General features: G+C 70.2%; 6 protein-coding genes. All 6 read right to left on the bottom strand.

Annotated features, from left to right (window positions below; translation table 11 throughout):
- On the bottom strand, positions 1-383 hold a 383-nt coding region (locus WU80_RS22835), incomplete at its 3' end, for a PPE family protein (protein WP_197286010.1).
- Positions 384-385: 2 nt separating this feature from the next.
- Positions 386-688, bottom strand: coding sequence for a PE family protein (locus WU80_RS22830; protein ID WP_055404722.1), 303 nt, complete (start codon positions 686-688; stop codon positions 386-388).
- A 10-nt stretch (positions 689-698) separates the two neighbouring features.
- Positions 699-4655, bottom strand: a complete 3957-nt coding sequence (gene eccCa / locus WU80_RS22825; protein WP_055404721.1) for a type VII secretion protein EccCa — start codon at positions 4653-4655, stop codon at positions 699-701.
- Positions 4652-6244, bottom strand: a complete 1593-nt coding sequence (eccB, locus tag WU80_RS22820; protein WP_055404720.1) for a type VII secretion protein EccB — start codon at positions 6242-6244, stop codon at positions 4652-4654. The genes eccCa and eccB overlap by 4 nt, the downstream gene beginning before the upstream one ends.
- Positions 6241-8094 carry a type VII secretion AAA-ATPase EccA gene (gene eccA, locus WU80_RS22815; RefSeq protein WP_055404732.1) on the bottom strand — a complete coding sequence of 618 codons (1854 nt, stop codon included), beginning with the start codon at positions 8092-8094 and terminating at the stop codon, positions 6241-6243. Before eccA ends, eccB begins: the two co-directional genes overlap by 4 nt.
- A gap of 347 nt (positions 8095-8441) precedes the next feature.
- Positions 8442-9581 (bottom strand): PPE family protein (locus tag WU80_RS22810; protein ID WP_055405854.1); only part of this gene is annotated, 1140 nt, incomplete at its 5' end.

Below are 9581 nucleotides of genomic sequence, written 5' to 3'. Positions count from 1 at the left end.
GCCACCAACACCCCGTGCACGGTGTGGTTGGCCGCCAGCTCCCCCAGCGTCGGCATAGCCGTCAGGGCGGCGGTGTAGGCCGCGGCCACCACCTCGTGCTGCGCGGCCACGCCCGCGCTGTCGGCGCTGGACTGCGTCAGCCATGCCAGGTACGGCGCGTGCGCGGCGGCGTACTGCTCGGCGCTCGGGCCCTCCCACGACCCCTCCTGCGCCTGCGCCAGCACGCCCGTGAGTTCTGCTGCCGCCGTTGCATATTCGGCGCTCAGCGAGGTCCACGCACCGGCCGCCGCCAACAGCGGCCCCGGTCCCGGACCGGCGCTCAGCAACGCCGAATGCACCTCGGGTGGCGAAGCCATCCAGAGGGGCGCAACGGGGGCCGTCATTGTCAGGCGCCCCCATAGGTCGCGGCGGCCGCGGTGTCTCCGGCGAGGTAGCTGGCGCCCGCCTCGCCGACGCCGACGCCGGCGCGGCCCAGCTCCTCCACGCCCTGGGCGGCGACGGCGGCGTGCTCCTGCCCCTGGGCGCTGAACCCGACGGCCGTCTGCAGCGACACCGGGTCTACGGCCGGCGGCACCACCGCGGTGATCGCCGGCGCCGCCGCCGCGTGCGCGGCCGCCAACCGCGCCGTCAACGCCTCTACCGCGGCGCTGGTCGCGGCCAGGCCCTCGGGAACCACTCGCAACGTCATGACTCTCCCCTTACTGTTGCGTTTCACCAAACATCGCGGCCTCACCCACCAGCGGGTTGACCAGCTGCACGTACGTGCCAGTGTCGCTGTCGCCCAACAGGATCGCCCGCCCGGCCGGCAGCCGGCCGAAGCGCTGGCCGCGGATCTTGCCGCTGTCCTGCGGGTTGCCCGCCAGCATCAGCGTGGTCGCCTGCAGGTCGTTGAAGCGGCGCAGCAGGGTGTTCGTCATCAAGGCGTGTCCGGATCCGGTGGCGCGCGCCGTGACGATCACCCGCAGTCCCAGATCGGCCGCCTGCGAGAGGATCCCGATCAGCGGCGTCCAGGGGCGCTGGCCGATGTACGGGCCGCTCATCGCCGGCGCATCCGGGATTTGGTCGACGTCGTCGATGATCAGGTAGTGGGTGTGGCCCGCATACCTGAAGCGGGCCAGTTCGGCGGGAGGCAATCCGGCCGGGGGACGCCGCGACTCGATGAGGTTGGCCAGGCCCAACATCGCCGGGGTGATGCGGTCGATGTTGGCGGTGTACTCGTTGTCGGCGAACAGCGGCTCGTCGACCAGGTGCAGCCGCCGATCCACCACCGTGAACGCCACCTGGTCGGGCGTGGAGTGCTCGCGGATGGTGCGAATGATGTGGCGCAGCAAGGTGGTCTTGCCGGACTTGCTGTCGCCGAACACCATCAGCAGCGGCTCGTCGGCGAAGTCGACGACGACGGGCGCGAGGTCCTCCTCACGCTGCCCGATGACCACCTGCTCGGGACCGCGATAAAGGGCCCCGAGCGCCTCGGGGGCGAGGTTGGTCGGCAGCAGCCGCACCGGCGGCGCGGTGACGCCCGGGTAGCGGGCGTTCAGCGCGGCGATCTGGTCCAGCTCCGGCGCGGCGAACAGGAAGTGCTCGGCGGCCATCGTCAACCCGCGGCCCGGCTGGTCGTGCGGCACGGATTCCGCGGGGCGCCGCAGCGCGCCGACGAGCCGCACGTTGCTGTCCCGCGGATCGTGCAACTTGAGCTCCAGCCGCAGGCCCAGGCCGTCGCGCATCGCCAGTGGCACCTCGAGCCAGCTCGGGGTGGTGACGACGACGTGGATGCCGTAGGCCAGCCCGACGTTGACCAGCTCGGTCACCTTGGCCAGCAACGGATTACGGGTGTTGAACTGGTCGGTGTTGTCCCGCCCGAACGCGTACAGGTTGTCGATGACCAGGAACACCTCGCCGTACCCGTCGTCCGGGGCGGCGCCGCGCGAGTCGCGGAACATCTCGCGCCGCTGCCGGGACAGCAGCAGCTGCTCCAGCTCGCCGAAGGTGCGCCGGATCCGCTCGGGCTCCAGGGCCGAGGCGACGCTGCCGACGTGCGCCAGGTCTTCCAGCGCCCGCAGCTTGCCGCCGCCGTAGTCCAGGCAGTAGAACGTGACGTCGCGCGGTGAGTGCAGGCTGGCCGCCGACAGGATGAACGTTTGCAGCGCGGTCGATTTCCCGGACTTGGGGCCGCCGTGGATCAACACGTTGCCGGCCGACGACGTGGCGTCGAACAGCAGCGGGTCGCGGCGCATCTCGAAGGGTTTGTCGATCTCACCGAGCGGCCACTGCCACTGCCGCTGCGGCACCCCGGCGCGGGCCAGCACCGCGGTCAGCGGGATCGGCTCGTCCAGCGGTGGCAGCCACAGCTGCGGCGCCTTCGGCCCGTAACGCGCCAACTGGTCGCCGATGGTGGCGATCAGCTTGCGCGGCGGCCCGGTGAACTCCTCGTCCTCGGCCGAGATGATCGTGTCCTGATCCGGCTCGACCCGCCCGGCCGTGAACAGCTTCGGCTCCGGGGCGGCGTGCACCACAAGGGCTTTCGCCTGGCGCGGCGGATCGTAAATGCCGTCGACGTAGGTGCTGCGGAATTTGATCGGCGTCGCCCCCGGGGCCGGCACCAAGAAGCCCACGCCCTTGTGTTCCTTGCCCGATTCGATGTGGTAGGCGTCCTCCACCCCGATGATCTGGCGGGAAACGCTGGGGCTGGCCACCTTCAACCCGATGCGGTACGAGGTGTTCTTGTCAATGTCCTTGATCTTGCCCACGTCCAGCGTCTGCGACGCGAACAGGATGTGGATGCGGAACGAGCGGCCTTTGCGCGCAACGTAATCGAACAACTCGGCGTATTCGGGGTGATCGGCCAGCATCAGGGTGAACTCGTCGGCGACCACGAACAGCGTCGGGATCGGCGGGAGGTCATGCCCGGCCGCGACGGCGTTCTCGTATTCGGTCACCGAGTTGAATGCGCTGCCCTGCACGCGCCGGCCGGCCTCGCGCAGCAGCGTCTCACGGCGGGCCACCTCCCCGCGCAGCGTGTCGGCGAACCGGTCGGCCAGCGACTTCTTCTCGGCCATGTTGGAGATCACCGCGACGACCTGCGGGAAATGCCGGAAGCTGTCGGCGCCGGCCTCGCCCTTGAAGTCGGCGTAGATCACGATCAGCCGGTCGGCCGAGTGGGTTGTCAACAGCGCCAACAGGATCGACATCAGGGTCTGCGACTTGCCGGACCCCGTCATGCCGATCATCAGGCCGTGCGGCCCCATCCCGCCCTCGGCCTCGTCCTTCAGGTCGAAGATCAGCGGCTCGCCGGTCGCGGTGACGCCGATGGGCACCCGCAGCTCGTCCTCGCGGGGGCGCGGCGCCCACAGCGTGGGCACGTCCAACCGCGAGGCGTCGCCGATGCCCAGCAGGGTGGTGAAGGTGGCGCCGCGGGTGGCCGCCGACCGCAGGCCGGTGTGCGTCGGGTTGGAGTCCCAGCGGGACAGTTGGCGCGCCAGGTGGGCGGCCTCGTCGGCGCCGAGCCGGTCGGCGTCGTCGATGTAGGGCCGCCAGCCGCCGGTCTGCCAACGCTCGATCGCGCCGTTCGCGACGCGCAGGATCGGCTTCTCCGGATCCGAATACTGTTCGCGGTGCGGCGGTGTGGCGCTGCGCTGCACGACGGTGACGCCCGCGCGGCCCAGCGCCAGCGTCGAGGTGTTCAGGTCGAAGTCGGGATCGTCGACGACGATCAGCAGGTGCCGCAGTGCGTCGGAGCCCCCGCCGGTGAATGCGGGCCGGTCGACGAACGCGGGTCCTAATAGCAGCACCAGCTCGTCGGGATTGGTCACCAGGAAGCGCGCCGGCCCGACGCCGTCGAGCTCACCCGGAACGTCGGTGTGCGGCAACCATTTCAGCCAGGACCAGTCGGGGCCCTCCAGGTCTCGGGCCACCAGGGCCACGCCCAGCACCGTCGGGTCGTGCCACGTCACCGCCTGGGCGATCCAGGCGCGCATCGCCGCCCGGGCCTCCTCGGCCTCGCCCAGCACGGTGATCCGCGAGACCTTCGTCAGGTCGATTCCGGTCGGCACGTCGCGCACGATGCGGTGGGTGTCGAGCAGGCTGCGTAATGCGCTGTGCGACACCGGCTCCAGGTCGACCTCGTCCGCCGTGTCGTTCACCCGCAGGGCGGTACTCAGCGGCACCTCGTGCCGGCCGGCCCGGAGCACCAAGAAGTCCGGGTCGTGCGGGTCACGCTCCCACTGCCGGCGCGAACCGGACACGCCGGCCAGGGCCGTCGGCTCCGGATGCGACCACTGCGCCGCCGCGCGCTGCTGGGCGGCCTGCGTGCGGATGTTGTCGCGCACCACCGACAGATATCGCAGGTAGTCGGCGCGCTCGGCGTCGACCTCCTCGGTCCGCGTCTTGCTGTCGTTGCCGCGGTACATGGCGGTGGCCGCCAGCAACAGCACGAATGGGAAGAACAGCGTCTGCGGGGACATCAGCCGCATCCCGGTGGCGAACAGGGCCACGACCATGCCGACGATCAGGATCACCAGCACATAGGGCATCGCCCGGCGCAGGAACGACGGCGGGATCACCCGCGGCAATTCGGGCGGCGCCTCGATGTTGATGGTGCCCTTGCGGGTGACCGGGGGCGCCAGCCGCCGGCGGGCTTCGAAGATGAGTCGGCTCATCGGGGCGCTCCCTCTGCTGATGCCACGCGGCCGGGCTTGGTGTCGGGGGGTAGTCCGTCGTGCGCCAGCAGCGCGTCGGCGCGCGACAGCGTGGGGCCGCCGGCGAACAGCGACAACACCGACCACGGCGCGGGCACCGCCGGCTCGCTGAGGCCAAGCGCCTCAACGGTTTTGCCGCGCCCGGCGGCCGCATTCTCCGCCTCGTTGTCGATGCCGTAGCGAACCCCGGTGTCGGACACCCAGAACAACGACCCGGTGCCGGGTGCGCCCGCGCCGCCGGTGACGGTCTGGGCGAAGTAGCCGGTGCCCGGCGCCAGCGCGACGCGGGTGGCGGTTGCCGGGGTGGCGCCGACCAGGTCGACGGTGCGGATCGATTCGGGTACGGGCAGCGCCGAGCCGGACAACAGGCTCAGCGAGTTGGTGGCGGCCCCGGCCGGCTTGCTCCAGTACGCGCACGTGACCGGGTCCTTGGCCGCGTCGACGAGCGTGACCTGCTGGTCCGGATAACGCGCGGTGTCCAGCATCCGCGACACCGGCAGCTTGGCCACCGCGTCTGCCGCCAGCCGCGGGGGTTGTTCCAGGCCATAGGAATTCGTGTTGCGCAGGATCGCCGCGAGGACCGGGGAGATGGGCTGCAGGCCGTCCGGCAGCACCGCGTAGTAGCGCGCCGCCCCGGGGTCCAGGGCGTAGGACACCACGACCGCCCCGATCGGCGCGGGCACGCTGAAGGCGGCCGGGGCGCCGGCGTTCGGGATGCCCGGCGCCGTCAGCGGCGGCGCCTCGGGGATCGCGTTGAACAGCCCCAACGCGATGGGCCGGGGCGCGGGCACCTCGGAGTTGTTCAGCCCCAAGCCGAGTGCGTTCGTGACGGCGTGGTCGGACAGGTTGATCTGGCTGCGCCTGCCGTCCCAGAGCAACCAGGTGCTGTTGCCGCTGTCGACCAGGATCGCCTGCTTCGCATCGAGTTTGGCGGCCCGCGCGCCGTCGCTGTCGGGGCGGCCGGCGATCACGGTGACGCCCGTGCTGTGGATGGCGTGTGCCGTGCCACCGATGCCGTCACACACGGTCCAGTTGGCGTCGCGCGTGGTGTTTTGCACCATGCGCTCCGGCGCGCCCGGGATGCCGATCAGGTTGCCGCGCGGAAACCGGTCCAGCTCACTGCTTTTCACCGTCGTGGGATTGACCGGCTTGCCGACGATGAGCCGGGCCGACGTCAGATTGAGCACCGGGTGCAACTGGTCGCCCACCCGCACGTAGAGCGCGGCGGTCGCCCGGTCGGCGAGCACGGCGTTGGTGCCCACCGTCCCGTTGGGCCGGATCAGCGAGAACACGAAGCAACCGGCCAGGCCGGTGGCCAGCAGGACCACGCCCATCAGCACCGCACGCGACTGGGTGCGCAGCGGGTCGACGAGCATCCTGGTGTCATGCAGCGCGATGCCGGAGGCGATGCGCCGCATGACGAATCGCCAGCCGCTGACCTGGTGGCGGGTGACGAATCCGCGCCGGTATTCGACCCGGTCCGGGTTGTCGTTGACCGGGGTGCGCGAGGCGAACGAACGCCGGTCGTCGGACTCGTGATTCGAGCTCATGCGGGCACCGACAGCCCGAGACCACGCAACAACGGCTGCACCGAGTTCTCGACGTCTTGGTCGGTGATCGTCATCAGCTCCTCGTCACTGAACTCCCCGGTGCCGGCGTGTTCCGAATGGTCGAGCCGGAATTCCCGTTCTTCCTCGGAGCGTTCGACGATGTTGCGGACGAACCGGCCATTACCGGCGATGTCGAGGTTGCGCCGGGAGATCCCGTTGGCGTCCGGTGTCGACTCGGTGGCCAACTTGGTGAACAGCGCCTCCATGTGGTCCAGCGCGGCCTGTTCGAAGACGCTGTCGCGCTGCTCGGCCATCTTGTTCGCGATCTCCACCAGCTCCGAGGGCGCGTAGGACGGGAAGTCGATGTTGCGGGTGAACCGGGAACGCAAGCCCTCGTTGGTGTCCAGGAACTTGTCCAGATCGGCGCGGTAGCCGGCGATGATGACCACCAGCCGGTCGCGGTCGTTCTCCATCCGCGCCAGCAGCGTGTCGATGGCCACCAGCCCGAAGTCGTTCTTGGCGCCGGTGGCGACCAAGGCGTAGGCCTCGTCGAGGAACAGGACGCCGTCGAGCGCGCTGTCGATGATCGCGTTGGTCTTGGCCTCGGTCTCGCCGATGTGCTGGCCGATCAGGTCGGCGCGGTGCACCTCTCGAATGTTTTCCCGCTTCAAAAGCCCCAGGCCGCAATAGATCTTGGCGACCACGCGGGCGATGGTGGTCTTACCGGTGCCCGGCGGGCCGGCGAACACCAGGTGGTGCGCGCGCTGCGCGACCGCGAGCCCGCGCTGCTTGCGCACCAATTCCATGGCGACCGAGCTCTTCAGGCGGGACACCTGGTTCTTGACCTCGTCCAGTCCGATGAATTCGGAGAGCTGGAGTTCAGCCTCGTGCAGCAGCACGGCCTTGCGCTCGTGGGCCGCGGGGTCGACGAAGTCCTCCACGCCGGGCTCGGTGTCCGGGTCCCAGGGGTCGGTGCGGGCCTCGATCCGCGCCGCGGTGGTGGTCACGATCCCAAAACTGGTGTCGGACAACGCCTGTTCGATCTGTTCGTTCTCCGGATGGGCCGCGTACAAATCCTGCAGCACCTCGCTCGCCGATTCCTCGTCGACGTGCGCCCGCAGCACCAGCGCCTTGGCCAGCGCCCCGTCGACCGCCGCCACCGCGACGGCACCGTCGGGCTCCTCGAGGTAGGACAGCGCCGGGGCGAACATGCCCAGCCGCGCCAGCGCGGTGCCCAGCGCGATCCTGGCGGCGTGGCTGAACGCCTCGTCGAGGTCGGTGTCGTTGACGACCGGCGTCAGCAACTTCACGACGTCCGACCACCGCTCGGCGCGGTAGTTGATGACCACGGCGACCCAGCGCGCTTCCCGCCAGCTCGGGCGGCGCGCGGTGAGGCCGGTGACGATCCGGTCGGCGTCGGCGAACCGTCCGGCGGTGGCCAGGGCCGCAGCGTGTGCGAGGTGGAAGTCGTCCGGGGTGACGGCGCGGAACTGTAGGTACAGGCCGGTGTCGTAGCGGAAGCCGAGGGCCCCGGGCGCCAGATCCACCTTGCGCTGTAACACCCCGGCCGTCGTCGCCGTCCGCGACACCGCCTCCAGCACCCGCAGGGACGCATCCCCGGCGGCCGCCAGCCCGGTCCAGGCGTCGCACTGGTCGTGGGCGATGCGGGTCAGCGCGGTGAAGCCGGAGCGAGCGGCGGTGAGGTCGGCCGGGCGCTGGCGCTGGTACACCGAGATGCCGAGCGCGCGGCAACAGGTGGCGAACCGGCTGACGACGTCGCCGTCCACCCTGGCGTCCGCTCGCGAATTGACCGGCTGAACCGCCAGCAAGCCAGTGTCACCGACTTCCACGGCCACGTCTTTCCATGTATGTAGCCTCCCCTAACCTGACCCGCCTGAAGTTAGCATTGCATAAGCTAAGTGTCGAGGCGCGAGGGCCCGTCCGACTCACCACAACACTCCCCGTTCATTACCGCTAATGAGCACGTCAACGGCCATAATCAGCCGCACTTTCGGTCGTCTTGCCCGCTTCGGCGGGTTGGCGGGTGTTGTCGGCGGCTTCTAAGCGGCTGAGCTTATCGAAAATCATTTTCATTATCAATCCGAAGATCCCCGCCGGAAACCGCGACGAACACGCAGCCAATAGTCGTCCGGCGCGCCCCGAAAGTTCCGGTCCCGAGTAAGCCCATCCGGCTTCCCTAGTCCGGCTCCCAGGAGCCCGGCAGCATGGGCATGGACGGCCCGCCGCCGAACTCGTCGCCGGCCAGCGTCGCCAGGCCGGCCGCGTCGACGGCCCCCTTGCTCGCCGTCCCGGCGAAACCCAGCGGGCCCGCGCCGTGCGCGGACGCCGCCACGGCGGGCGGTTCGGGCTCGACAATGCCGTCTCCTCCGGCGTCGCCGTCGACGAATTCGTAGCGGTAGCCGCGCTGGTGCTCGTTCATCGCCGCCCGCCGGCGCCGGCGCGCCTCCCGTTGCTCGCGCGCCGATTCCGCCGCGGCCGCCGCCGCGGCGGCCGCATCGGGCTGCGGTGCCTTGCGCTGCGTGCCGGCGCCGGCGCCCGACCCGGAGCCCACGGTCGGGCCCCCGACGATGTACGGGTAGGCGGCCCCCTCGACGCCGGTGGGCGGCGGCGTTCCGGTCGCGGGGGCCGAGGCGGGGGCGGACGACGGCGCCGACGTCGGGGCTGAAGACGGGGCCGGCGCTGCGGCCGGAGCGGCACTCACCACGGGCGCGCCGCTGACGGCCGGGGCACTCGGCGCCGCGGGCATCGGTGCCGGCACGGCGGCGGGGACCGGCGTCGTGACCACCTCCGGCTGGATGCCGGCCAGCAGAGTCAAGCCTGCGATGCCTCCCCCAAATCCGGCCGGCACCACCAGCGGAAGGGCCGCAAGCTGGGGGAAAGTCTGAAGCGCCTCCCCGACGTGGGTGAACTCGTCTGCAATGAGTCCGGCTGGCCCGAAAATGTCGTCAAACAAATCCTCTAAAGCATCGACCGGGTCCTCGGGAAATTCCGCCAAGTCTTTCCAGATGGTGTCGAAGATCTCGGTGATGCGATTGATCCACCAGCTCAGTTGGGTCGGGTCGCCGCCGTCATTGTCGACGATGCCGGTGTCGTCGCTGTCTTCGCCGGTGCTATCGCTGCTGTTCAAGATCGATGGCGCCGGGTCGGTCGCAGGCGCCGACGCCACCGCCGCGGTGGAGACCGCCTGATAGGTGGACATGGTGGTGGCGGCCTGCACCCACATCCGCGCGTAATCGGCCTCGTTGAGCGCGATCGGAATCGTGTTGACGCCAAAGAAGTTGGTGGCCACCAACACCCCGTGCACGGTGTGGTTGGC

The organism is Mycobacterium sp. UM_11 (genome assembly GCF_001414075.1).
Taxonomy (GTDB): Bacteria; Actinomycetota; Actinomycetes; order Mycobacteriales; family Mycobacteriaceae; genus Mycobacterium.
Note: the sequence above shows the minus strand (reverse complement) of the source record. Positions and strands in the feature narration are given on the sequence as shown.